The organism is Pseudomonas sp. GOM7 (genome assembly GCF_026723825.1).
Taxonomy (GTDB): Bacteria; Pseudomonadota; Gammaproteobacteria; order Pseudomonadales; family Pseudomonadaceae; genus Aquipseudomonas.
Genome location: NZ_CP113519.1, coordinates 1,809,149 through 1,831,885 on the forward strand (window position 1 = coordinate 1,809,149; position 22,737 = coordinate 1,831,885).

General features: G+C 65.5%; 21 protein-coding genes. 16 read left to right on the forward strand and 5 right to left on the reverse strand.

Annotation, left to right across the window (positions count from 1 at the left end; all coding sequences use genetic code 11):
* The first annotated feature begins 2 nt into the window (after nt 1-2).
* The 11 genes from benC to pcaC all read left to right on the forward strand — a co-directional run bounded on the left by benC (nt 3) and on the right by pcaC (nt 11,946).
* Nucleotides 3-1,013: a benzoate 1,2-dioxygenase electron transfer component BenC gene (gene benC / locus OU800_RS08135; protein WP_268182713.1), complete on the forward strand. Its 1,011-nt coding sequence runs from the start codon at nt 3-5 to the stop codon at nt 1,011-1,013.
* 148 nt (nt 1,014-1,161) lie between these two features.
* Nucleotides 1,162-1,926, forward strand: coding sequence for a 1,6-dihydroxycyclohexa-2,4-diene-1-carboxylate dehydrogenase (locus OU800_RS08140; protein WP_268182715.1), 765 nt, complete (start codon nt 1,162-1,164; stop codon nt 1,924-1,926).
* A 74-nt stretch (nt 1,927-2,000) separates the two neighbouring features.
* Nucleotides 2,001-3,341, forward strand: coding sequence for an MFS transporter (locus tag OU800_RS08145; protein ID WP_268182717.1), 1,341 nt, complete (start codon nt 2,001-2,003; stop codon nt 3,339-3,341).
* Between the two features lie 98 nt (nt 3,342-3,439).
* Nucleotides 3,440-4,654: a benzoate/H(+) symporter BenE family transporter gene (locus OU800_RS08150; RefSeq protein WP_268182719.1), complete on the forward strand. Its 1,215-nt coding sequence runs from the start codon at nt 3,440-3,442 to the stop codon at nt 4,652-4,654.
* A gap of 205 nt (nt 4,655-4,859) precedes the next feature.
* Nucleotides 4,860-6,140, forward strand: a complete 1,281-nt coding sequence (locus tag OU800_RS08155) for an OprD family porin (RefSeq protein ID WP_268182720.1) — start codon at nt 4,860-4,862, stop codon at nt 6,138-6,140.
* A gap of 146 nt (nt 6,141-6,286) precedes the next feature.
* Nucleotides 6,287-7,138 carry a CoA transferase subunit A gene (locus tag OU800_RS08160; protein WP_268182722.1) on the forward strand — a complete coding sequence of 284 codons (852 nt, stop codon included), beginning with the start codon at nt 6,287-6,289 and terminating at the stop codon, nt 7,136-7,138.
* Entirely contained in the window at nt 7,138-7,920 is a 783-nt protein-coding gene (locus tag OU800_RS08165; RefSeq protein ID WP_017362031.1) for a CoA-transferase subunit beta, read from the forward strand. Before OU800_RS08160 ends, OU800_RS08165 begins: the two co-directional genes overlap by 1 nt.
* Nucleotides 7,917-9,122 (forward strand): 3-oxoadipyl-CoA thiolase, encoded by a 1,206-nt coding sequence (gene pcaF, locus OU800_RS08170; protein ID WP_268182724.1) that lies wholly within the window; start codon nt 7,917-7,919, stop codon nt 9,120-9,122. The genes OU800_RS08165 and pcaF overlap by 4 nt, the downstream gene beginning before the upstream one ends.
* A gap of 230 nt (nt 9,123-9,352) precedes the next feature.
* Complete coding sequence (locus OU800_RS08175) at nt 9,353-10,663, forward strand: 3-carboxy-cis,cis-muconate cycloisomerase (protein ID WP_268184239.1); 1,311 nt, start codon at nt 9,353-9,355, stop codon at nt 10,661-10,663.
* Nucleotides 10,664-10,672: 9 nt separating this feature from the next.
* The gene (pcaD, locus tag OU800_RS08180; RefSeq protein WP_268182726.1) at nt 10,673-11,461 is read left to right on the forward strand and encodes a 3-oxoadipate enol-lactonase; all 789 of its coding nucleotides are present in this window, start codon (nt 10,673-10,675) and stop codon (nt 11,459-11,461) included.
* Between the two features lie 89 nt (nt 11,462-11,550).
* Nucleotides 11,551-11,946, forward strand: coding sequence for a 4-carboxymuconolactone decarboxylase (gene pcaC, locus OU800_RS08185; RefSeq protein WP_268182728.1), 396 nt, complete (start codon nt 11,551-11,553; stop codon nt 11,944-11,946).
* Between the two features lie 208 nt (nt 11,947-12,154).
* On the opposite strand, the gene metR is transcribed toward pcaC, so the two are convergent.
* On the reverse strand, nt 12,155-13,072 hold the full coding sequence (gene metR, locus OU800_RS08190; protein ID WP_268182730.1) for a transcriptional regulator MetR: 918 nt from the start codon (nt 13,070-13,072) through the stop codon (nt 12,155-12,157).
* A gap of 168 nt (nt 13,073-13,240) precedes the next feature.
* On the opposite strand from metR, the gene metE reads away from it, so the two are divergent.
* The gene (metE, locus tag OU800_RS08195; RefSeq protein WP_268182732.1) at nt 13,241-15,529 is read left to right on the forward strand and encodes a 5-methyltetrahydropteroyltriglutamate--homocysteine S-methyltransferase; all 2,289 of its coding nucleotides are present in this window, start codon (nt 13,241-13,243) and stop codon (nt 15,527-15,529) included.
* A gap of 450 nt (nt 15,530-15,979) precedes the next feature.
* On the opposite strand, the gene OU800_RS08200 is transcribed toward metE, so the two are convergent.
* Together OU800_RS08200 and OU800_RS08205 are read right to left on the reverse strand one after the other, a co-directional pair.
* Nucleotides 15,980-16,579, reverse strand: coding sequence for a Yip1 family protein (locus tag OU800_RS08200; protein ID WP_268182734.1), 600 nt, complete (start codon nt 16,577-16,579; stop codon nt 15,980-15,982).
* A 164-nt stretch (nt 16,580-16,743) separates the two neighbouring features.
* Nucleotides 16,744-17,337, reverse strand: coding sequence for a DNA-J related domain-containing protein (locus OU800_RS08205; protein WP_268182735.1), 594 nt, complete (start codon nt 17,335-17,337; stop codon nt 16,744-16,746).
* Between the two features lie 101 nt (nt 17,338-17,438).
* On the opposite strand from OU800_RS08205, the gene ttcA reads away from it, so the two are divergent.
* The 4 genes from ttcA (at nt 17,439) to OU800_RS08225 (ending at nt 20,711) form a co-directional block, all read left to right on the forward strand.
* Nucleotides 17,439-18,263 carry a tRNA 2-thiocytidine(32) synthetase TtcA gene (gene ttcA, locus OU800_RS08210; RefSeq protein ID WP_268182736.1) on the forward strand — a complete coding sequence of 275 codons (825 nt, stop codon included), beginning with the start codon at nt 17,439-17,441 and terminating at the stop codon, nt 18,261-18,263.
* Between the two features lie 173 nt (nt 18,264-18,436).
* Complete coding sequence (locus OU800_RS08215; RefSeq protein WP_268182738.1) at nt 18,437-18,568, forward strand: hypothetical protein; 132 nt, start codon at nt 18,437-18,439, stop codon at nt 18,566-18,568.
* A gap of 262 nt (nt 18,569-18,830) precedes the next feature.
* On the forward strand, nt 18,831-19,895 hold the full coding sequence (locus OU800_RS08220) for a 3-deoxy-7-phosphoheptulonate synthase (RefSeq protein ID WP_268182741.1): 1,065 nt from the start codon (nt 18,831-18,833) through the stop codon (nt 19,893-19,895).
* A 63-nt stretch (nt 19,896-19,958) separates the two neighbouring features.
* Nucleotides 19,959-20,711, forward strand: a complete 753-nt coding sequence (locus tag OU800_RS08225) for a DNA-3-methyladenine glycosylase I (RefSeq protein ID WP_268182743.1) — start codon at nt 19,959-19,961, stop codon at nt 20,709-20,711.
* A 60-nt stretch (nt 20,712-20,771) separates the two neighbouring features.
* Here OU800_RS08225 and gliR read toward each other — a convergent pair whose 3' ends face one another.
* Both gliR and OU800_RS08235 read right to left on the reverse strand, forming a co-directional pair.
* On the reverse strand, nt 20,772-21,812 hold the full coding sequence (gene gliR / locus OU800_RS08230; protein WP_268182745.1) for an AraC family transcriptional regulator GliR: 1,041 nt from the start codon (nt 21,810-21,812) through the stop codon (nt 20,772-20,774).
* A 110-nt stretch (nt 21,813-21,922) separates the two neighbouring features.
* On the reverse strand, nt 21,923-22,621 hold the full coding sequence (locus OU800_RS08235) for a pirin family protein (RefSeq protein ID WP_268182746.1): 699 nt from the start codon (nt 22,619-22,621) through the stop codon (nt 21,923-21,925).
* Nucleotides 22,622-22,737: the final 116 nt, after the last annotated feature.

Here is a 22,737-nt window from a genome sequence, read left to right on the forward strand (position 1 = left end):
CCATGAGCCACAAGATCGCACTGAATTTCGAGGACGGGGTCACCCGCTTCATCGACGCCAACCAGGGGGAGACGGTGGCCGATGCCGCCTATCGCCAGGGCATCAACATTCCGCTGGACTGCCGCGACGGTGCCTGCGGTGCCTGCAAGTGCTTCGCCGAGGCGGGGCAGTACGACCTCGGCGAGGAATATATCGAGGATGCCCTGAGCGAGGCCGAAGCCGAGCAGGGCTACGTGCTGACCTGCCAGATGCGCGCCGAGAGCGACTGCGTGATCCGCGTGCCGGCGTCGTCGCAACTGTGCAAGACCCAGCAGGCCAGTTTCGAGGCCGCCATCAGTGCCGTGCGCAAGCTCTCCGACAGCACCATCGCGCTGTCGATCAAGGGCGAGGCGCTCAACCAACTGGCGTTCCTGCCGGGGCAGTACGTCAACCTCAAGGTGCCGGGCAGCGAGCAGACGCGCGCCTACTCCTTCAGCAGCCTGCCGAAGGACGGCGAAGTCAGCTTCCTGATCCGCAACGTGCCGGGCGGGCTGATGAGCAGCTTCCTGACCAACCTGGCCAAGGCCGGCGACAGCATCAGCCTGGCCGGCCCGCTGGGCAGCTTCTACCTGCGCGAGATCAAGCGCCCGCTGCTGTTGCTGGCCGGCGGTACCGGCCTGGCGCCGTTCACCGCGATGCTGGAGAAGATCGCCGCCGAAGGCTGCGCGCACCCGCTGCACCTGATCTACGGGGTGACCCACGACCATGACCTGGTCGAGCTGGACAAGCTGGAAGCCTTCGCCGCGCGCATTCCCGGTTTCACCTTCAGCGCCTGTGTGGCCAGCGAAGGCAGCAGCTACCCGCACAAGGGCTACGTGACCCAGCACATCGAACCCAGGCACCTCAACGATGGCGAGGTGGACATCTACCTGTGCGGCCCGCCGCCGATGGTCGAGGCGGTCAGCGCCTACATCCGCGAGCAGGGCATCGCTCCGGCGAATTTCTACTACGAGAAATTCGCCGCCAGCGCCTAGGTGCGAGCGGGCATTCGTAGCCCGGATGCAATCCGGGGAAGGCCCACGCACCAGTCCCGGATTGCATCCGGGCTACAGGCTGAGTCACCCCTCTGCCAATCATGGGAGAGGGGGGAGATAGCGGATACCCCGGATTGAGGTGAGCAAGATGAACAAGCGTTTCCAAGACAAGGTCGCCGTGGTCACCGGCGCCGCCCAGGGCATCGGTCGCCGTGTGGCCGAGCGGCTGTTGGAGGAGGGCGCGCAGGTGGTGGCGGTGGACCGCTCCGAGCTGGTGTTCGAGCTGGCCGAGCGCGAGGCGGTGCTGTGCCTGACCGCCGACCTGGAACAGGCCGACGACTGCCAGCGGGTGATGAATGCTGCGGTCGAGCGCTTCGGCCGGCTCGACATCCTGATCAACAACGTCGGCGGCACCATCTGGGCCAAGCCGTTCGAGCACTACGAAACGGCGCAGATCGAGGCCGAAGTGCGCCGCTCGCTGTTCCCCACCCTGTGGTGCTGCCATGCGGCGCTGCCGCAGATGCTGGCGCAGGGCTGCGGCGCCATCGTCAACGTCTCGTCCATCGCCACCCGTGGCGTCAACCGCGTGCCCTACGGCGCGGCCAAGGGCGGCGTCAACGCACTGACCGCCTGCCTGGCCTTCGAGACCGCCGAGCGCGGCATTCGCGTCAACGCCACCGCGCCCGGCGGCACCGAGGCGCCGCCGCGGCGCATCCCGCGCAACAGTGCCGAGCAGAGCGAGCAGGAGAAGGTCTGGTACCAGCAGATCGTCGACCAGACCGTGCACAGCAGCCTGATGAAACGCTACGGCACGCTCGACGAGCAGGTCGGCGCGATTCTCTTCCTCGCCTCGGACGAGGCCTCCTATATCACCGGCGTGACCCTGCCGGTAGGCGGTGGCGACCTGGGCTGAATCACCCTCCCGGCCGCTGCCACGGCCGTGGAACACAACGCAGTTTCTACAACAAAAACAAGAGAACCGATGCCATGCGACAGATCGACGTTCACGCCGTCATAGACGGTGCCCGCTTCACCCGTTTCCACTGGATGGTCATGGCGCTGTGCGCGCTGTTGCTGATCTTCGATGGTTACGACCTGTTCATCTACGGCGTGGTGCTGCCCTCGATCATGCAGCAGTGGAGCCTGACGCCACTGCAAGCCGGTGCGCTGGGCAGCTACGCGCTGTTCGGCATGATGTTCGGCGCCCTGGCGTTCGGCACCCTGGCCGACCGGATCGGGCGCAAGAAGGGCATCGCCATCTGCTTCGTGCTGTTCTCCTCGGCGACCATCCTCAACGGCTTCGCCAGCAGCCCTAGCGAGTTCGGCATCTTCCGCTTCCTCGCCGGCCTCGGTTGCGGCGGCCTGATGCCCAATGCCGTGGCACTGATGAACGAGTACGCGCCTAAGCGCCTGCGCAGCACGCTGGTGGCGGTGATGTTCAGCGGCTACTCGCTGGGCGGCATGCTCGCTGCCGGGGTGGGCATCTACATGCTGCCGCGCTTCGGCTGGGAGTCGATGTTCTTCGCCGCTGCGGTGCCGCTGCTGCTGTTGCCTCTGATTCTCTGGAAGCTGCCGGAGTCGGTGGGTTTTCTGATGCGCCAGGGCCGTCATGAGCAGGCCCGCGCGATATTGGCCAAGGTCGAGCCGGAGCTGCGTATCGACGCGGCCGATCAGTTGCATATGAACGATGCCAAGGGCCAGGGCGTGGCGGTATTCGAGCTGTTCCGCGAAGGCCGCGCACTGCGCACCTTGTGCCTGTGGCTGGCGTTCTTCTGCTGCCTGCTGATGGTCTACGCGCTCAGCTCTTGGCTGCCCAAGCTGATGGCCGGCGCCGGCTACAGCCTGGGTTCGAGCCTGTCGTTCCTGCTGGCGCTGAACTTCGGCGGCATGGCCGGGGCCATCCTCGGCGGCTGGCTGGGCGACCGCTTCAACCTGGGCAAGGTGATGGTGGCGTTCTTCGTCGCCGCCGCCCTGTCCATCAGCCTGCTTGGCTTCAAGAGCCCGACGCCGCTGCTCTACTGCCTGATCTTCATTGCCGGGGCCACCACCATCGGCACGCAGATCCTGCTGTACGCCGGCGCCGCGCAGTTCTACGGCCTGTCGATCCGCTCCACTGGCCTGGGCTGGGCCTCCGGCATCGGCCGCAATGGCGCCATCGTTGGCCCGCTGCTCGGCGGTGCGCTGATGGCCATCAACTTGCCGCTGCAACTGAACTTCATCGCCTTCGCCGTACCGGGTGCCATTGCCGCCCTGGCCATGGCGGTGTTCACCCTCAGTGGCCAGCGGCGCCAGGCCGCCGACGCCGCGTTGCTCGCCGCCAAGGCCTGATCCGCACGCCGTGCGCCTGCCCGCTGCCGGGCAGGGCCGGCCGTTCCGACACCGAGCGCCTTCCGCTGCGGAAGGCCACACTGACTTGCGAGGCTGACATGCACGCTTTGCTGCGCGACTGTTCGCTGCCTGCCCTGGTGGCCGGTCTGCTGGCCACCACCATTTCCTACGCCGGGCCGCTGGTGCTGATCTTCCATGCGGCGGAAAGCGCCGGCCTGTCGCAGGCGCTGCTGTCGTCCTGGGTCTGGGCCATCTCCATCGGCAGCGGCGTGCTGGGCATGGTGCTCAGCCTGCGCTATCGCACGCCGGTGGTGATTGCCTGGTCGATCCCCGGCAGCGCGCTGCTGGTGGGGGCGCTGCCCACGCTGGGGCTGAACCAGGCCATCGGTGCCTACCTGGTGGCCAACCTGATCCTGCTGCTGATCGCCCTCAGCGGCAGCTTCGACCGCCTGCTGGCGCGCCTGCCGGGCTCCATCGCGGCGGGGTTGCAGGCCGGCATCCTGTTCGCCTTCGGCATCGAGGTGTTCAAGGCGCTGCCCGAGCAGCCGCTGCTGATCGCCAGCATGTTCGTCACCTACCTGCTGCTGCGCCGCTCGGCGCCGCGCTATGCGGTGGCTGGAGTGCTGCTGGTGGGCGCGGCGCTGACCCTGTTCGGTGGGCAACTGCGCAGCGAGGCACTGGTGCTGGAACTGGCCACGCCGCAGTGGATCGCCCCCGAGTTCAGCCTGGCCGCCACCCTCAACCTGGCGCTGCCGCTGGTGCTGGTGGCGCTGACCGGGCAGTTCATGCCGGGCATGGCGGTGCTGCGCAACGCCGGCTACGACACCCCGGCCAGCCCGATCATCGGCGCCAGCGCCATCGGTGGGGCGCTGCTGGCACCCTTCGGCTGCCATGGCCTGAACCTGGCGGCGGTCACTGCCAGCCTGTGCACCGGGCGCGAGGCCCATGAAGACCCACGGCGGCGCTATATCGCCGCACTATCGGGCAGCCTTGCCTACCTGGTGTTCGGCATTGCCGGGGCCACGCTGGTGTCGTTGTTCGCCGCCTTTCCTGCCGCGCTGATCGCCGCCCTGGCCGGGCTGGCGCTGTACGGCGCGTTCAGCGAGGCCCTGGCGCGCAGCCTGAGCGAGCCGCAGGAGCGTGATGCCGGGCTGTGCACCTTTCTGGTGACGGCTTCCGGGGTGACCTTCCTCGGCCTGTCGGCCGCCTTCTGGGGGCTGCTGTTCGGCCTGGCCGCGCACCTGCTGCTGCGGGCAAGGCGGCAAGCGCCAAGTGCCGCGAATGCCCCACGGGCCGCGCCGCTGCGCGAATGAAACGCCGCGTCACCTGACAGGCGCCGTGCGTATCGCTGCGCGCGGCAATGCCTGGTGCGCACAGCGCACCCTACAAGCTGAAACCTCGGCCTTCGTCGGGTGCGCTGCGCGCACCCCATCCAGACCCGATTCACCCTCCCAACCGGCTGCCCCTGGCTGCCGGGCGGGTTTCTGCAACCACGATAACAACAAGAGCATGATCACCATGAACCACACCCCACGCCTTTGCCTGCTGTCCACCGCCATCGCCGCCTGCCTGCCAAGCCTGAGCCAGGCCGGCGAGGGCGGTTTCATCGAAGACACCACTGCCACCCTCACGGCGCGCAACTATTACTTCAGCCGCGACTTCTCCGACATCGTCGGGCCGAACCGGCAATCCAAGGCCGAGGAATGGGCGCAGGGCTTCATTCTCAACCTCAAATCCGGCTACACCCCGGGGCCGGTGGGCTTCGGTGTCGATGCCATCGGCCTGCTCGGCATCAAGCTCGACAGCAGCCCGGATCGGGTCAACACCGGCCTGTTGCCCACACGCGAGAGCGGCAAGGCGGCAGACGACTACAGCCGCCTGGGCGTGGCGGCCAAGGTGCGGGTGTCCAAGACCGAGCTGAAGGTGGGCGAACTGCAACCCAACCTGCCGCTGCTGACCTTCTCCGACATCCGCCTGCTGCCGCCCAGCTATCAGGGCATGAGCCTGGTTTCCAACGAGTTCGCCGGCCTCACCCTGCAGGCGGGCCACCTCAATTCCACCAGCCTGCGCAACGAGGCCGGCGACGACAAGATGCTCGCCATGCTCGGGCACCTGCCGCAGCGCGGCGCGACCAGCGATGCCTTCAACTATGCCGGCGGCGACTATGCCTTCAATGCCGCGCGCAGCTCGCTGAGTGCCTGGTACGGCCAGCTCGAGGACATCTACCAGCAGCGTTTCCTCGGCTTCAAGCACAGCGAGCCACTCGGTGCCTGGACGCTGGGCGCCAACCTCGGCTTCTATGGCTCCAGCCAGGATGGCAAGGGCCTGCTCGGCGACATCGACAACCAGGCGCTGTTCACCCTGCTCTCGGCCAGGCACGGTGGGCATACCTTCTATATCGGCTACCAGGCGATGTTCGGTGACACGGCCTTTCCCCGCGTGTTCGCCAACATCACGCCGCTGGGCAACGAGGTGCCCACCTTCGAGTTCGCCTCCGCCGACGAGCGCTCCTGGCAACTGCGCTACGACTACGACTTCGCCGCCATGGGCGTGCCGGGCCTGGTGGCCGGGGTGCGCTACATCCGTGGCGACAACGTCGATGTGCAGGCCACCAATCGCAGCGGCCCGCGCTACGAGGGCAAGGACTGGGAACGTGACCTGGACATCGGCTACGTAGTGCAGAGCGGTTCGCTCAAGGGCCTCGGCGTGCGTGTGCGCAACGTCGTCGCGCGCTCCAACTACCGCAGCGATATCGACGAGAACCGGCTGATCCTCAGCTACACCTGGAACCTGCTGTAAGAGGGTGTAGGCACGACTAAACAGGAATTGTTCGATAATCGCACTATAAGGCGATTATCGGATTGTTCGGCCGAATGCTCCGCCCTAATCTGGGCTCACTCGCCACCTCGGGTCGGTGGCATCTGCAACCTGAAGAGAACTCAACGATGGCCGACATCATCACCCTGCGCGAGGCCATCTCGCGCCATGTCCACGACGGCGATTGCGTCGCCCTCGAAGGCTTCACTCATCTGATTCCCACTGCCGCCGCCCATGAGCTGATTCGCCAGGGCAAGAAGGATCTGCACCTGGTGCGCATGACCCCCGATCTGGTCTATGACCTGCTGATCGGTGCCGGCTGCGCGCGCAAGCTGACCTTTTCCTGGGGCGGCAACCCCGGCGTCGGTTCGCTGCACCGCCTGCGCGACGCGGTGGAGAAGCACTGGCCGCACAAGCTGGAGATCAGCGAGCACAGCCACGCGGCCATGGCCAACGCCTACGTGGCCGGTGCCTCCAATCTGCCGTTCGCCGTGTTGCGCGGCTACCAGGGTTCCGATCTGGTCAAGGTCAACCCGGACATCAGGTTCATCGAGTGCCCGTTCACCGGCGAGAAGCTGGCGGCGATTCCCAGCGTGCGCCCGGACGTCACCGTGATCCACGCGCAGAAGGCCGACCGCAAGGGCAACGTGCTGATCCAGGGCATCCTCGGCGTGCAGAAGGAAGCCGCCCTGGCCGCCAAGCGTTGCATCGTCACGGTCGAAGAAATCGTCGACGACCTTGAGGCGCCGATGAACGCCTGCGTGCTGCCGACCTGGGCCATCAGCGCCGTCTGCGTGGTACCCGGTGGCGCCCATCCGTCCTACGCCCATGGCTACTACGAGCGTGACAACCGCTTCTACCAGGACTGGGATCCGATTGCTCGCAACCGCGACAGCTTCACCGCCTGGATCGATGAGTACATCCGCGACACCGAGGATTTTGCGCACTACCAGGCGAAAGTGAAGGGGGAGGCCAAGTGATGAGCGAGTTCAACACCAATGAAATGATGACCGTGGCCGCCGCGCGCCGCCTCGGCAATGGCACCGTCTGCTTCGTCGGCATCGGCCTGCCGTCCAAGGCCGCCAACCTGGCACGCCTGACCCACGCCCCGGAAGTGGTACTGATCTATGAGTCCGGCCCCATCGGCGCCAAGCCGAGCGTGTTGCCGCTGTCCATCGGTGACGGCGAGTTGGCCGAAACCGCCGACACCGTGGTGCCCACCGGCGAAATCTTCCGCTACTGGCTGCAGGGCGGGCGCATCGACGTCGGCTTCCTCGGCGCAGCCCAGGTCGACAAGTACGGCAACATCAACACCACCGTGATCGGTGACTACCACGCGCCGAAAGTGCGCCTGCCGGGCGCCGGTGGCGCGCCGGAAATCGCAGGCTCGGCGAAGAAGGTGCTGATCATCCTCAAGCAGGGCCATCGCACCTTCGTCGACAAGCTGGCCTTCATCACCTCGGTCGGCCATGGCGAAGGCGGCGATCATCGCAAGCGCCTGGGGCTGCCGGGCGACGGCCCGGTGGCGATCATCACCGACCTGTGCATCATGGAGCCGGAAGCCGGCACCAACGAATTCATCGTCACCTCGCTGCATCCGGGCGTGACCCGCGAGCAGGTGATCGAGAACACCGGCTGGCAGATTCGTTTCGCCGACAGCGTGGGCACCACCGAGGCGCCGACCGCCGCGGAACTGGCCGCGCTGCGTGACCTGGAAGCGCGCACCGCTGCCGCCCACGGCCAGGCCGGAGGTGAAGAATGAGCCGTGACGTATTCATCTGTGATGCCGTGCGCACGCCGATTGGCCGTCTGAATGGCGCGCTGTCGGCGGTGCGCGCCGACGACCTGGCGGCGATTCCGCTCAAGGCGCTCATCGAGCGTAACCCGCAGGTCGACTGGTCTGCCGTCGATGAAGTGTTCATGGGCTGCGCCAACCAGTCCGGCGAAGACAACCGCAACGTCGCCCGTATGGCGCTGCTGCTCGCCGGCCTGCCGGAAACGGTGCCGGGCGTGACCCTTAATCGCCTGTGCGCCTCGGGCATGGAGGCGGTGGGCGCCGCCTTCCGCGCCATCGCCACGGGGGAAATGGAGCTGGCCATCGCTGCGGGCGTCGAGTCCATGACCCGCGCGCCCTACGTGATGGGTAAGGCCGACAGTGCTTTCGGTCGCGGCCAGAAGCTGGAAGACACCACCCTGGGCTGGCGCTTCGTCAACCCATTGATGAAAGAGCAATACGGCGTCGACCCGATGCCGGTCACCGGTGACAACGTCGCCGAGGACTACGGCATCAGCCGAGCCGATCAGGACGCCTTCGGCCTGCGCAGCCAGCAGCGTGCGGCGGCGGCTCAGGAGTGCGGCTACTACGCCGAGGAAATCGTCCCGGTGGTGATCAAGACCAAGAAGGGCGAGATCGTCGTCGACCGTGACGAGCACCCGCGTGCCGACACCACCGCCGAAGGCCTGGCCAAGCTCAAGCCGGTCAATGGTGAAGGCAAGACCGTCACCGCCGGCAACGCCTCGGGCCTCAATGATGGCGCCTCGGCGATGATCCTGGCCTCTGCCGAAGCGGTGCAGAAATATGGCCTCAAGCCCCGCGCCAAGGTGCTGGGCATGGCCAGCGGCGGCGTCGCGCCACGCATCATGGGTGTCGGCCCGGTGCCGGCGGTGCGCAAGCTGCTGGCGCGGCTGAACCTGAGCATCGAGCAGTTCGACGTGATCGAGCTGAACGAGGCCTTCGCGGCCCAGGGGCTGGCTGTCACCCGCGATCTCGGCCTGCCGGACGACAGTCCCAAGGTCAACCCGAACGGCGGCGCCATTGCCCTCGGTCACCCGCTGGGCATGAGCGGCAACCGCCTGGTACTGACTGCCGTGCATCACTTGGAGAAGACCGGCGGTAAGCTGGGCCTGGCGACCATGTGCGTGGGTGTGGGGCAGGGGCTGGCGCTGGCCATCGAGCGGGTTTGAGGTTTATTGGTGCGCACAGCGCACCCTACGGTTTGGCATATGACGTGCCTCGTAGGGTGCGCCGTGCGCACCATAGCTTAGGGTGCCCGCCGTGCCAGTTCCTTCTCCCCTCTGGGGAGAGGGGCCGTGCGAGCGCTTGCAGGTTGATGCCACACTAGCCGTACATTTTTCCCAGGAGCGTTTCGCTCGTGAGCAACCAACTCTTCGATGCCTACTTCACCGCGCCGGCCATGCGCGCGATCTTCTGCGATGCGGGGCGGGTGCAGGGCATGCTCGACTTCGAGGCCGCCCTGGCGCGGGCCGAGGCGCGCGTGGGGCTGATCCCCGCCGAGGCCGTGGCGCCCATCGAGGCTGCTTGCAAGGCCGAACTCTACGATTACCCGGCGCTGGCTCAGGCCATCGCCACGGCGGGCAATTCCGCCATCCCGCTGGTCAAGGCACTGGGCAAGCGCATCGCCGCCACTGACCCAGAGGCCGAGCGCTACGTGCACCTCGGCGCCACCAGCCAGGACGCCATGGACAGCGGCCTGGTGCTGCAACTGCGCGCCGCCATCGGTCTGCTGGAAAGCGATCTGGCGAAGTTGGCCAATGCCCTGGCGGCGCAGGCCGAGCGCCATATCGACACGCCCCTGGCCGGCCGTACCTGGCTGCAACAGGCCACGCCGGTGACCCTTGGCATGAAGCTGGCCGGCGTGCTCGGCGCGGTCACCCGTCATCGCCAGCGCCTGGCCGAACTCAAGCCGCGCCTGCTGTGCCTGCAGTTCGGCGGCGCCTCCGGCAGTCTGGCGGCGTTGGGCGACGCCGGCTGGGCCGTCAGCGGTGCGCTGGCGCAGGAGCTGCAATTGACCCTGCCCGAGCAGCCCTGGCACACCCAGCGTGATCGCCTGGTGGAGTTCGCCAACCTGCTGGGCATGATCGCCGGCAGCCTGGGCAAGCTGGGCCGCGACCTCAGCCTGTTGATGCAGACCGAGGCCGGCGAAGTTTTCGAGCCAGCGGCGCCCGGCAAGGGCGGTTCCTCCACCATGCCGCACAAGCGTAATCCGGTCAGTGCGGCGGTACTGATCGGCGCCGCCACCCGCGCGCCGGGCCTGGTGGCGACGATGCTGGCCGCCATGCCGCAGGAGCACGAGCGCAGCCTCGGCCTGTGGCACGCCGAGTGGGACACCCTGCCGGAGCTGTGCTGCCTGGTCTCCGGCGCCTTGCAGCAGGCGCTGGTCGTGGTGCCGGGGCTGGAGGTGGATGCCGCGCGCATGCGCGCCAATCTGGAATTGACCCAGGGCCTGGTGCTGGCCGAGGCGGTGAGCATCGCCCTGGCGCAGAAGATCGGCCGCGACGCCGCCCATCACCTGATCGAGCAGTGCTGCAAACAGGCGGTGCGCGAGGGCGTTCATCTACGCGCCGTACTCGGCGCCAACGCGGAGGTCAGCGCACAACTTTCCGCTGCCGAGCTGGATCGCCTGCTCGATGCGGCGCATTACCTGGGCCAGGCTCGCCGTTGGGTCGAGCGGGCCGTTGCCGAACACAAGCAATTTTCGCCTTAGGAGTCACTCATGCCTGCCTTACGTCTCGCCGATGGCGATTTGAACTACCTGCTCGAAGGCCCGGCCGCTGCGCCAGTGCTGGTGCTCTCCAACTCCCTGGGCACCGACCTGCACATGTGGGATGCGCAGATCCCGGCCTTCACCCAGCACTTCCAGGTACTGCGCTACGACACCCGTGGTCATGGCGCCTCGCTGGTGAGCAAAGGCCCGTACAGCATCGAACAGAACGGTCGCGACGTGCTGGCCCTGCTCGATGCGCTGGGCATTGCCAAGGCGCATTTCTGTGGCCTGTCCATGGGCGGCCTGATCGGCCAGTGGCTGGGCATCAACGCGCCCGAACGCATCGAGCGCCTGGTGCTGTGCAACACCGCTGCCAAGATCGGCACGCCGGAGGTGTGGAACCCGCGTATCGAAACCGTGCTCGCTGGTGGCGCGCAGGCCATGCGCGATTTGCGCGATGCGTCGATCTCGCGCTGGTTCACCGCCGATTTCGCCGAGGCCAACCCAGGCAAGGTCGAGCCCATCGTCGGCATGCTGGCGCAGACTTCGCCCGAAGGCTACGCGGCCAACTGTGCGGCGGTGCGCGATGCCGATTTCCGCGAGCAGCTTGGCAGCATCGTCGCACCGACGCTGATCGTTTGTGGCAGCGGCGACCCGGTGACCACTCCCGAGCATGGCCGCTTCATGCAGGAGCGCATCGCGGGTGCCGAGCTGGTGGAGTTCCACGCCGCGCACCTGTCCAACGTGCAGGCCGGTGATGAATTCAGCCAGCGCGTGCTGGATTTTCTGCGCGCCTGAACCTGCCATGGTGCGCACGGCGCACCCTACGGTTCCACGCACACCGTAGGGTGCGCTATGCGCACCGCTTCTTTTTTCGGAGTGATGCTATGGACGAGAAACAACGCTACGAAGCCGGCATGCAGGTGCGCCGCGCGGTGCTGGGCGATGCCCATGTCGACCGCAGCCTGCAGAACCTGACGCCGTTCAACGAAGAGTTCCAGGAGATGATCACCCGGCATGCCTGGGGCGATATCTGGACCCGACCGGGCCTGCCACGCCATACCCGCAGCCTGATCACCATTGCCATGCTGATCGGCATGAACCGCGAGGGCGAGCTCAAGCTGCACCTGCGTGCGGCAAAGAACAATGGGGTGAGCCGCGAAGAGATCAAGGAAGTGATCATGCAGAGCGCCATCTACTGTGGCATCCCGGCGGCCAACGCCACCTTCCACCTGGCCGAAGCGGTGTGGGATGAGCTGGGTGTGGAATCGCTGGAAAGCTGAGGGCATCAAGCGGCAGCAAGTGCTCAACTTCGTTGATCATGATGCCTTCGTCAGGTCGGGAAATTTCTGCTTGGCAAGGCGTTGCTCGATGCACTACTCTCCGGTGACCGGGCTAACGAAGTGGAACAGGCAGGACGCCGGCCCCATGCACTTCGTTAGCTCGGTACTCATTCCTACTCGAAGCCCTCCTCATGAGGGCTTCGTCGTTTCAGCGCGCTACGCTGACCCCTTCCAGGCTGGCGAAGGAAGTGTCCTTGGCCGTGAGCAGGAAGTCGCGCATGAAGGGCGCATCGAGCATGTCGGTGCGGATCGCAGCGTACAGCGTGGCGAACAGCCCTTTCTCCCCCAGGCGCTTGGCGCTGACATAGCCACGCGAGCTGTACTCGTGCAGCGCCCAGTTGGGCAGGCCGCACACACCACGACCGCTGGCCACCAGTTGCATCATCATCACCGTCAGCTCGGATGTGCGTACCTGCGCCGGCTCCACGTCGGCCGGTTCGAGAAAACGGGTAAAGATATCCAGGCGGTCGCGCTCCACTGGGTAGGTGATCAGGGTTTCCGTGAGCAGGTCATGTGGCTGGATGAAGGCCTTGTGTGCCAGGCGATGCTGGTTGGCCACGGCGAGCATGGCCTCGTAGGTGAACAGCGGCACGTAGGTGATGCCGGCCAGCTCTACGGGGTCGGAGGTCACCACCAGGTCGAGGTCGCCACGGGCCAGGGCTGGCAGCGGGGCGAAGGAGAAACCCGAGGCCAGATCCAGCTCCACTTCCGGCCAGGCGTCGCGGAACTGGTCGATGGTCGGCATCAGCCACTGGAAACAGCTATGGCATTCGATGGCCATGTGCAGGCGGCCCGCCGTGCCGCCGGCCAGGCGCGCCAGATCACGCTCGGCGGCGCGCAGCAAGGGCAGGGTGGCGTCGGCCAGTTGCAGCAGGCGCAGCCCCGCACTGGTGAAGCGCACCGGCTTGGTCTTGCGCACGAAGAGCTGCAGGCCGAGGCGTTCCTCCAGTTCCTTGAACTGGTGCGACAGCGCCGACTGGGTCAGGTGCAGGCGCTCGGCGGCCTCCACCAGGCTGTCGGTTTCGCGCAGGGCATGCAGGGTTTTCAGGTGGCGTAGCTCGAGCATGGCGGGTCTCTGGAAAGGTTTCACTCATCCAATATCGGGGTTGGATGAAAGTGGCTCATACAGCCTACATGAGTAATTTTGTAGATCAAGACGAAAATCTTGAGTTTGTCTCACTCGCTACCGCTGCCGAGAATGGCGCCATCTCGATTGATTCTGGAGTTGCTCGTCATGGCCCTGACCCATTCCCTCGGTTTCCCGCGCATCGGTCGCGACCGCGAACTGAAGAAAGCCCTTGAAGCCCACTGGAAAGGTGAGCTGGACGAAGCCGGCCTGCGCGCTGTCGGCCAGCGCCTGCGTGCCGAGCATTGGCAAGTGCAGAAGGATGCCGGCATCGACCTGCTGCCGGTGGGCGACTTCGCCTGGTATGACCAGGTGCTTGGTCATTCCCTGGCCTTCGGTGTGATCCCCGAGCGCTTCCGTTCGGCCGCTGGCAAGCCGACGCTGGATACCCTGTTCGCCATGGCGCGCGGCGTCAGCAATGACTGCTGTGGCGGCGCCCATGCACAAGAGATGACCAAGTGGTTCGATACCAACTACCACTATCTGGTGCCGGAATTCAGCGCCGATCAGCACTTCGCCCTGAGCTGGGAACAACTCTTCGAGGAGGTGGACGAGGCCCATGCCCTGGGGCATCGGGTCAAGCCGGTGCTGATCGGCCCGCTGACCTACCTGTGGCTGGGCAAGGTCAAGGGCGGCGACTTCGACCGGCTGGAGCTGCTCGAGCGCCTGCTGCCGGTCTATGGCGAGATCTTCCAGCGTCTGGCCGCGCAAGGCGTGGAGTGGGTGCAGATCGACGAGCCGATCCTGGTGCTGGACTTGCCGCAGGACTGGAAGAACGCCTTCGAGCGCGCCTATAACCTGATCCAGCGCGAGCCGTGCAAGAAGCTGATCGCCACCTATTTCGGCGGCCTGGAAGACAACCTCGGGCTGGCCGCCAACCTACCGGTGGATGGCCTGCATATCGACCTGGTGCGGGCGCCGGAGCAGTACCCGACCATCCTCGACCGTCTGCCGGCTTACAAGGTGTTGTCGCTGGGCCTGGTCAACGGCCGCAACGTCTGGCGCTGCGACCTGGAAAAGGCCCTCGACCTGCTGCGGCACGCTCACGAGCGCCTGGGCGAGCGATTGTGGGTGGCGCCATCCTGCTCGCTGCTGCATAGCCCGGTGGATCTGGCCCGTGAAGACCAGCTCGATGCCGAGCTGAAAAGCTGGCTGGCTTTCGCCGTGCAGAAGTGCCAAGAGGTGGCGCTGCTCGGCAAGGCTCTGGCTACTCCCGAGGCTGCTGAGGTGCAGGCTGCACTGCAGGCGAGCCGCGCGGTGCAGGCCGCACGTAATGCCTCGACGCGCATTCACAAGCCCGAGGTGCAGGCGCGCCTGGCCGCGATTCGTCCGCGTCATGCCCAGCGCCAGTCGCCGTTCGCCGAACGCATTGGCAAGCAGCGCGAGCGCCTGCAATTGCCCGTGCTGCCTACCACCAGCATCGGCTCCTTCCCGCAGACCTCGGCCATTCGCCTGGCACGCCAGGCATTCAGGCAAGGCAAGCTGAGCCAGGCCGACTACACCGAGGCCATGCATGCCGAAATCCGCCATGCCGTGCAGGTGCAGGAGCGCCTCGGCCTGGACGTGCTGGTGCATGGCGAGGCCGAGCGTAACGACATGGTCGAGTACTTCGCCGAGCAGCTCGACGGCTACGCCTTCACCCGCTTCGGCTGGGTACAGAGCTACGGTTCGCGCTGCGTCAAGCCGGCACTGATCGTCGGTGACCTGAGCCGGCCCAAGGCCATGACGGTGGAGTGGATCCGGTACGCCCAGGGTCTGACCGACAAGGTAATGAAAGGCATGCTGACCGGCCCGGTGACCATGCTGATGTGGTCGTTCCCGCGCGAGGACGTGTCCCGTGAGGTGCAGGCCAGGCAACTGGCGCTGGCGATTCGCGACGAGGTGCTGGATCTGGAGGCGGCCGGTATCCGAATCATCCAGATCGACGAGGCGGCGTTCCGCGAAGGCCTGCCGCTGCGCCAGGCGGCCTGGCCGCAGTATCTGGACTGGGCCACCGAGGCCTTCCGCCTGTCCGCCAGCGGTGTGCGCGACGAAACGCAGATTCACACCCACATGTGCTACAGCGAATTCAATGACGTGATCGAGTCCATCGCGGCGATGGATGCCGATGTCATCACCATCGAAACCTCGCGTTCGGACATGGAGCTGCTGGAGGCCTTTGAGCGCTTCGCCTACCCCAACGAAATCGGCCCTGGTGTGTACGACATTCACTCACCGCGTGTGCCCGACAGCGCCGAGATGGCCGGGCTGCTGCGCAAGGCGGCGCGGCGCATCCCGCTGGAACGGCTGTGGGTCAATCCCGATTGTGGGCTGAAGACCCGCGCCTGGCCGGAAACCGAAGCGGCGTTGGTGAACATGGTGGCAGCGGCCAGAAAACTGCGTGCCGAGCTGGCCTGATTTCAGCCCTGAGGCTGACCCATGTTCAAGCACTCCGCGTTACTTCTGGGTTACCTTAGGTTCAGGCGCGTGCAGAGCCCGCCCAGGAGGGCGAACGGAATCGTTGTGGAAGAGGTTGAGCGACATGGATGTCGCGAGAGCCGTGATGGGCCAGGGATGGCCCTTCGCGGCGGGCCTCTGGAACGGCGATGGAGTGAGCGAACCCTCGCGCAGCGAGGGCCGGATGACCGGGCGGAGGGTTTTGGTTACTTTTGCCCGTCAAAAGTGACTCGCCCGGGAGGGCGAAACAGGAGCTATCAGCAGAACGCCGATAAGCGGCTTGAGCATCGAAAATACCCCACGCACTCACACAAGCTTGCCAATCCGGTGTCAACCAAGCACTCCCCCTAAGATGTGACTCACCATGAAAAAGGCCGCCCGAGTGGGCGGCCCTGTTCGTGGGTGTCGTGGTCAGTTGGTATACACCGGGCCAACCCCCAGCCCCCAGAGGATCACCGAGCTGGCGATCATCGCCACCAGCACCACCAGACCTACCGCCAGCACTGAGCTGGAGAACATGAAACCCTCGTCCTCGGGGATGTTCATGAAGGTGGGGATGCCGACATACAGCAGGTACACCGTGTAGCAGATCGCCACCGTGCCGACGATCATGCCCAGCCACAGGTGCGGGTACAGCGCCGCCAGGCCACCGATGAACAGCGGCGTCGCGGTGTAGGCGGCGAACACCACGCATTGCGTCAGGTTGGGATTGGCGTCGTAGGTGCGCGCCATCCAGTGGATGAAGGCACCCATTACCGCCACGCCGGCGAGCATCGCCAGATAGGACATGAACGCCATGCTCATCGCGCTGGCTTCGGTGAGCATGACGGGTGGTCGGTCGCCGATGGCCCAGCCGACCTGAGTGGTACCAATGAAGGCCGAAATGGCCGGGATGGCTGCAAGCAGCAGTACGTGGGTCAGGTACATGTGGCTGATGCTTTCTTCCTCGCCACGGATTTCCTGCCACTCCTGATCGGGATGGGTGAAGAGCCCCCAGACGTGATGGATCATGCCAAACACCTCCTCTTGTAATGACGGTCGCTCCCATAGCGCCCGGCGCGCATGACCAGCGCCACCGGGTACCCAGGTCGAGTCTGTGCGACCTTATGTCGCAGTATAGGATGGGTCTGCAGGGGGCGTAGTGCCTGGCTTTAGAGTGAATCGCTCTCTACGGCTCAGTTGTAATAGCGGGTCAGAATTTCCATGGCCTTGTTGATCGACTGCAGGCGCTGCGTGCTGCCGCCTCGATCCGGATGGTGCAGGCTGACCAATTGCCGATAGCGCTGCTTGATCCGGGGCAGGTCGAGCGGCTGGTGATCATCGAGCTCGAACAGTTGCAGGGCGGCGAGCTTTTCCTCGCCACCTTGCATGCGCGTCCAGAAACTGGTCAGCAGGCGTTCGACGTCCTGCTCGTCGGTTTCGCGCAGGTGGCCCATATCCAGGTAGTAGTCGCGCAGCGCATCGCGTTCGCTCAGGGCCGCGTCGCCCGCATGGTAGGGCAGCAGGCGAATGCACAGCGGACTGATCTCGAGCAAGTGGCTCTGCTGCTGCCAGAGCGTATCGCGCAGGCGGTAGAGGGCGTTGAACAGCAGGAAGTGGGTGCGAAACAGCACCAGCTTGTCGGTCAGCGGCAGGTTGGGCAGGTGGCCACTGTGGCGGGCCTTGAGCTGCTGGATCAGGGCGTATTCGGCCAGGCCGTCTGGCGCGGCCTGGAGCAGTTGCAGCACCTGTTCGGCGAGATCCTGGCTGGGGTCTAGGTCGTCATTCATCGGCCCAGACTAGCATTTCATTGCGGGCGGGGTAGGGGCGCGGCGCCATTGTGCGTAAAATGTCGCGCTTTCGTTCCCACTCCCTCGGATTTCGACGCACCATGGGCACCCTTTCGGTCAACCAGAACAAACTGCAGAAGCGCATTCGCCGCCTGGCCGGCGAAGCCATCACCGACTTCAACATGATCGAGGATGGCGACAAGGTGATGGTCTGCCTGTCCGGCGGCAAGGACAGCTACACCATGCTCGACGTGCTGCTGTATCTGCAGAAGGTGGCGCCGATCAAGTTCGAGATCGTCGCGGTGAACATGGATCAGAAGCAGCCAGGCTTCCCCGAGCACGTGCTGCCGGCCTATCTGGAATCCATCGGCGTGGCCTACCACATCATCGAGAAGGACACCTACTCGGTGGTCAAGGAGAAGATCCCCGAGGGCAAGACCACCTGCTCGCTGTGCTCGCGCCTGCGTCGCGGCACCCTGTACACCTACGCCGACGAGATCGGCGCGACCAAGATGGCCCTGGGGCATCACCGCGACGACATCCTGGAAACCTTCTTCCTCAACATGTTCTACGGCGGCACGCTCAAGGCCATGCCGCCCAAGCTGCTGTCCGACGACGGTCGCAACGTGGTGATCCGCCCGCTGGCCTACTGCGCTGAGGCCGATATCGAGGCCTACAGCCAGCTCAAGCAGTTCCCCATCATCCCGTGCAACCTCTGTGGCTCGCAGGAGAACCTGCAGCGCCAGGTGGTCAAGGAGATGTTGCAGGAGTGGGAGCGCAAGAGCCCGGGGCGTGTCGAGATCATGTTCCGCGCCCTGCAGAACGTGCACCCCTCGCAACTGGCCGACCGCAACCTGTTCGACTTCAAGAGCCTGAAGATCGACGACAGCGCCACGCCGCGCTTTCTCGATGTGATGAGCCTGTAGGGTGGATCACGCTTTACCGATCCACCGTGCAGCGGATTGGTGGATGTAAAAGGCGACATCCACCCTACGCCCCACTCACGGGTTCGAGCCACTCGTGGGAGGGGCTTTAGCCGCGACGCTTGCCAGGCCACAAACGCCTGGAGTAAGGTTCGGCCATCGCTTTGGAGAATTCCATGTCCGCCAGCCTCAACCTCCTGTCCATGCTGCAAGCCGGTGCCACGCGCGCCGCGTTGGCGCGTGCGCAGTTGCTCGTGGCTGCAGCGTATTACTTCTTTGGGTATTGGTTTAGCCACAGGCGCGCCTGATACCCCACAGGCGGCCTGAGATGACAGGGTCGCCACCAGAGACGTTTTGCAGAAAACCCCCGGTCGGCAACCCGACCGGGGGTTTTGTTTTTTCCGGCCGAAAACGGCCACAGATCGAGGACTTACAGATGAACCGTTATTACCGCAACTACCGCTACGACTGGCGATTTAGCAGCGTCACCACCGCCCTGACACCTTTGCCACGAACACTCAGCTAGCGCCGCCGCGGCAACGACCGCGCCGGCCAAGGAACCGCCAGATCATGAATGCATCCGTCTCCGCTCAACTCGCTTCCAGCATCACCCCCATTACCCGCCGCAGCGCCCAGCCGCTGCCCAGCCCTGCCGTACTGCGCCAACGTCTGCCACTGTCCGCCGCACTGGCCGAACGCATCGCCGTCGACCGTGACGCCATCCGCGCCGTGCTCGATGGCACCGATTCGCGCCTGCTGGTGGTGGTCGGCCCCTGTTCCCTGCACGACCGCGCCAGCGCCCTCGAATACGCCGAACGCCTGGCCGAACTGGCGCCGCAGGTGAGCGACCAACTGTTGCTGGTGATGCGCGCCTACGTGGAAAAACCGCGCACCACCGTGGGTTGGAAGGGGCTGCTGTACGACCCGCATCTCGATGGCAGCGGTGACATGGCCGAAGGCTTGCGCCTGTCGCGGCAACTGATGCTGGACATCCTCGAGCGCGGCCTGCCGCTGGCCACCGAGTTGCTGCAACCCATGGCCGCCGGTTACTTCGACGATCTGCTTGGCTGGGCCGCCATCGGTGCGCGTACCAGCGAGTCGCAGGTGCATCGCGAGATGGTCAGTGGCCTGGATCTGCCGGTGGGCTTCAAGAACGGCACCGATGGCAGCATCGGCATCGCCTGCGACGCCATGCGCTCGGCGGCGCACCCGCACCAGCACTTCGGCATCGACGACCTCGGTCATCCGGCGTTGCTGCACACCGCTGGCAACCCGGACACCCATCTGGTGCTGCGCGGTGGCCACGGCGCACCGAACCATAATGCCGCCAGCGTCGCGGCCGCGCGTGAGGCGCTGCAGCGCCAGGGTATCGCGCCGCGCATCATGGTCGACTGCAGCCACGCCAACAGCGGCAAGGATCCGCTGCGTCAGCCGGCGGTGCTGGAAAGCGTGATCGACCAGCGCCTGGCCGGCGACACGAGTCTGCGCGGGGTGATGCTGGAGAGCCACCTGTTCGAGGGTTGCCAGGCGCTGTCCGGCGAGCTGCGTTACGGCGTCTCGATCACCGATGGCTGCCTGGGCTGGAGTGGCACCGAGCTGGCGCTGCGTCAGGCGGCCGAGCGTTTGCGCTCTTGAGTCTTGCGAGAGGTGAGCATCTGCGTGCAGGCTTCGTCGTCCGTTCCATGAAGGATTCGATTCATGCGTGATTACAAGTGGCTGCACGCGTTCTGCCTCAATCGCTTCGGCTCTGCCAAGGCCCTGGAAGCCATGCTGCCGCAGCCGCGCAGCGAGGCCGAGCTGCGCGCGCTGAGCGATGACCGCTACCTGTCCCTGATCAGCTTGCGCATCTTCCGCGCCGGCCTCAAGCACAGCCTGGTGGACGCCAAGTGGCCGGCGTTCGAGGAGGTGTTCTTCGGCTTCGACCCGGAAAAGGTGGTGCTGATGGGCGCCGAGCGTCTGGAGAACCTGATGCAGGATGCGCGTTTGATCCGTCATCTGGGCAAGCTCAAGAGCGTGCCGCGCAATGCCCAGTTCATCCTCGATGTGCGGGCGGGGCGTTTGTCGGGCAGTCCCTCTTCCGGCGCTGCGCGCCACCTTCTCCCAGAGGGAGAAGGCCATCAGACTCGGCCTGCGGCCGATTTTTCTTTCGGCGCCCTGATCGCCGACTGGCCGGTGAGCGATATCGTCGGACTGTGGAAGTACCTGGCCAAGCACGGCAACCAGCTCGGCGGGCTGTCGGCGCCGCGCTTTCTGCGCATGGTGGGCAAGGATACCTTCATCCCCACCGACGACATGGTCGCCGCGCTCAAGGCGCAGAACATCATCGACAAGGCGCCGACCAGCCAGAAGGATCTCGCTGCGGTGCAGGCGGCCTTCAACCAGTGGCAGGCCGAGAGTGGGCGGCCGTTGTGTCAGCTATCGGTGATGCTGGCGCATACGGTCAATCACTGAGTCGTTTGCCTGCGTAGCCCGGATGCAATCCGGGGCAGTTCGCGCAAGGGTTCCCGGATTTCATCCGGGCAGCAGACCTTTGTCGCCTCGCCGCGCCTCGCGAAACTCTCCCGGGGTCCGCCCGGTCCAGCCCTTGAAGCTGCGGTGGAAGGAGCGCGCCTCGGTGAAACCCAGGTAGCTGGCGATGTCCTGCACGGCCAGATCGCTGTGCAACAGATAGTGCTCGGCCAGCTCCTGGCGCAGTTCGTCGAGGATCTGCTGATAGCTGGTGCCAGCCTGTTGCAGGTGGCGCTGCAGGGTGCGCACGGTCATGGCGAACCTTTCCGCCACCCGTTCCTTGCGTGGCAGACCATCCTTGAGCAGCAGGCGCAGGGCGTTCTTCACCCGCTGCGGCAGCGGCTCATCGTCACCCAGCTCGGCCATCAGCGCCAGGGCATGTTCCTCCAGGGTACGCAGCAGGTTGGCATCGGCCTGGCGCAGGGGCAGTTCGAGGACGTCCAGCGGCACCAGCAGGGCGTTGCAGGGTTGGCCGAAGCGCACCGGGCAGCCGAACAGTTGCTGGTACTCCTCGAGGGCCGTTGATTCAGGTTGCGGGTGCTCGAACCAGACCGCGTGCGGTGCGCGTTCGCTGTTGCTGAGCCAGCGCGCATACAGCAGCCAGGATGCCAGCACGTTTTCCACCAGGTGTCGGCGCACCTCAGCCTGGGTCTGCTGGCAGCTCCAGATCAGGCGCAGATGGTCGCCGGCCATTTCCAGGCGGCTGCTGCCCATCTCGCCGACCAGCTTCTCGTAAGGCACGATGCGACTCATGGCTTCGCCGAGGGTGGCGCAGTTCATGGTGATGTAGCCGAGCACGCTCCATGAACCGGGCTGCACGAAGCGTGCGGCGTGAAGGCCGAACAGCGGGTCGACGGACTGGGCGAGCAGATGGGCCAGCAGACGTTCATGCTGGCTGCAGGGGATGCGTTGGCTGTGGTCATAGAGCAGGGCAGCGTCGAGCCCGGCCGCGTTCAGCGCCGCCTGGATGTCCAGGTCGAGATGCTGGGCCTGGCGCAGGTAGGTGCTCAGGCTGGCGATGGAGGTGGAGCCTGGGGTGTGCATGTGATCTTGTCGTTGTCGGCTGCCTGCTGCCAGGCATGTGCCGACGAACCCTAGCATGAATGCCTGGGCACGGGCAGCGCAGGATGGGCGGCTACCATCCTGCACTTCGCTCAGCGCAGATCCACCAGCACGATTTCGCTGTCTTCCTCGGCTTCGATGCGGATCGAAGTCTCATCGGCAATGGCCACGCCATCGCGCGCCTTGGCGGCGACGCCGTTGACCGCGAAACGCCCCGTGGCCCCCACCAGATAAGCCTTGTGCCCGGGTTGCAGGCTGTATTCGGCGCTTTGCCCGGCCTCGATCGTGGCAGCCACCAGACGGGCATCGGTGCGGATGGGCAGGGCATCGTTGTCGCCCGCGAAGCCGCTGGCCAGGGTGATGAAGGCGCCGGCGCGATCCCCCTTGGGAAAGGGCTTGGCGCCCCAGGAAGGCGGCAGGCCTGTCTGGGTGGGCTGAATCCAGATCTGGAAGATCCGGGTGGTTTCGTGCTCCAGGTTGTATTCACTGTGGGCGATGCCGCTGCCGGCGCTCATCACCTGCACGTCGCCGGCTTCGGTGCGGCCTTTGTTGCCCAGGTTGTCCTGGTGGGTGATGGCGCCTTCGCGTACATAGGTGATGATCTCCATGTCACGGTGCGGGTGCGGCGGGAAGCCTGATTGCGGGGCGATTTCGTCATCGTTCCAGACGCGTAGGCGGCCCCAGTTCATGCGCTGTGGGTCGTGATAGTCGGCGAAGGAAAAATGATGGCGGGCGTTCAGCCAGCCGTGATGGGCTGCGCCGAGTTGCTCGAACGGACGTACTTCGATCATGGTCAATCCTCTTGGCTTGCCAGGGAGAAGCCCCTTGGCAAGGGGCGATGACGCCATGATGATTTCGCTTGAATCGATTTAATAGAGCAAATTCTGCGCTATAAGAATCTATTGAT

What these genes read in the sequence shown, in the direction of transcription:
- ttcA (WP_268182736.1), top strand. Translation starts at nt 17,439, where the DNA reads ATGGGCACCCTTTCGGTCAACCAGAACAAACTGCAGAAGCGCATTCGC.
- OU800_RS08140 (WP_268182715.1), top strand. Translation starts at nt 1,162, where the DNA reads ATGAACAAGCGTTTCCAAGACAAGGTCGCCGTGGTCACCGGCGCCGCC.
- metR (WP_268182730.1), bottom strand. Translation starts at nt 13,072, where the DNA reads ATGCTCGAGCTACGCCACCTGAAAACCCTGCATGCCCTGCGCGAAACC.
- OU800_RS08165 (WP_017362031.1), top strand. Translation starts at nt 7,138, where the DNA reads ATGAGCGAGTTCAACACCAATGAAATGATGACCGTGGCCGCCGCGCGC.
- pcaD (WP_268182726.1), top strand. Translation starts at nt 10,673, where the DNA reads ATGCCTGCCTTACGTCTCGCCGATGGCGATTTGAACTACCTGCTCGAA.
- OU800_RS08150 (WP_268182719.1), top strand. Translation starts at nt 3,440, where the DNA reads ATGCACGCTTTGCTGCGCGACTGTTCGCTGCCTGCCCTGGTGGCCGGT.
- OU800_RS08235 (WP_268182746.1), bottom strand. Translation starts at nt 22,621, where the DNA reads ATGATCGAAGTACGTCCGTTCGAGCAACTCGGCGCAGCCCATCACGGC.
- OU800_RS08225 (WP_268182743.1), top strand. Translation starts at nt 19,959, where the DNA reads ATGCGTGATTACAAGTGGCTGCACGCGTTCTGCCTCAATCGCTTCGGC.
- pcaC (WP_268182728.1), top strand. Translation starts at nt 11,551, where the DNA reads ATGGACGAGAAACAACGCTACGAAGCCGGCATGCAGGTGCGCCGCGCG.
- OU800_RS08205 (WP_268182735.1), bottom strand. Translation starts at nt 17,337, where the DNA reads ATGAATGACGACCTAGACCCCAGCCAGGATCTCGCCGAACAGGTGCTG.
- OU800_RS08155 (WP_268182720.1), top strand. Translation starts at nt 4,860, where the DNA reads ATGAACCACACCCCACGCCTTTGCCTGCTGTCCACCGCCATCGCCGCC.
- metE (WP_268182732.1), top strand. Translation starts at nt 13,241, where the DNA reads ATGGCCCTGACCCATTCCCTCGGTTTCCCGCGCATCGGTCGCGACCGC.
- OU800_RS08175 (WP_268184239.1), top strand. Translation starts at nt 9,353, where the DNA reads ATGCGCGCGATCTTCTGCGATGCGGGGCGGGTGCAGGGCATGCTCGAC.
- OU800_RS08160 (WP_268182722.1), top strand. Translation starts at nt 6,287, where the DNA reads ATGGCCGACATCATCACCCTGCGCGAGGCCATCTCGCGCCATGTCCAC.
- OU800_RS08145 (WP_268182717.1), top strand. Translation starts at nt 2,001, where the DNA reads ATGCGACAGATCGACGTTCACGCCGTCATAGACGGTGCCCGCTTCACC.
- gliR (WP_268182745.1), bottom strand. Translation starts at nt 21,812, where the DNA reads ATGCACACCCCAGGCTCCACCTCCATCGCCAGCCTGAGCACCTACCTG.
- OU800_RS08200 (WP_268182734.1), bottom strand. Translation starts at nt 16,579, where the DNA reads ATGATCCATCACGTCTGGGGGCTCTTCACCCATCCCGATCAGGAGTGG.
- benC (WP_268182713.1), top strand. Translation starts at nt 3, where the DNA reads ATGAGCCACAAGATCGCACTGAATTTCGAGGACGGGGTCACCCGCTTC.
- pcaF (WP_268182724.1), top strand. Translation starts at nt 7,917, where the DNA reads ATGAGCCGTGACGTATTCATCTGTGATGCCGTGCGCACGCCGATTGGC.
- OU800_RS08220 (WP_268182741.1), top strand. Translation starts at nt 18,831, where the DNA reads ATGAATGCATCCGTCTCCGCTCAACTCGCTTCCAGCATCACCCCCATT.
- OU800_RS08215 (WP_268182738.1), top strand. Translation starts at nt 18,437, where the DNA reads ATGTCCGCCAGCCTCAACCTCCTGTCCATGCTGCAAGCCGGTGCCACG.